Raw genomic sequence first — 221 nt, forward strand, 5'->3', positions numbered from 1 at the left:
CAAATTCGGTAGAATAAGATTATCAAAAGAAAGAAGTGTTTAGAATGAAATTATTTAAAATAAGTCATAAGAAAGATAAATATTCCATTCGGCCAAGTCAAAAAGAAATTGAATGGACGAAATTCGGATGCCAAGCCAATCAGGCGGCTCAAGAAATGTACTTAGGATTTTAAAGGAGAAGTTATGAGTTTATTAGATGTACAACACGTAAAAAAGATTTA

At 30.3% G+C, this 221-nt stretch carries 1 protein-coding gene; it reads left to right on the top strand.

Going from position 1 to position 221, the window contains the following annotated elements; translation table 11 throughout:
* Positions 1-44: 44 nt before the first annotated feature.
* The gene (locus HMPREF2780_RS11845) at positions 45-173 is read left to right on the top strand and encodes a hypothetical protein (RefSeq protein WP_260470079.1); all 129 of its coding nucleotides are present in this window, start codon (positions 45-47) and stop codon (positions 171-173) included.
* Positions 174-221: the final 48 nt, after the last annotated feature.

The organism is Streptococcus sp. HMSC062B01 (assembly GCF_001811085.1).
GTDB classification, from domain to species: Bacteria; Bacillota; Bacilli; order Lactobacillales; family Streptococcaceae; genus Streptococcus; species Streptococcus gordonii.

Excerpts from the sequence above, each read along its gene's own strand:
- HMPREF2780_RS11845 (WP_260470079.1), top strand. The coding sequence starts at position 45 with ATGAAATTATTTAAAATAAGTCATAAGAAAGATAAATATTCCATTCGG.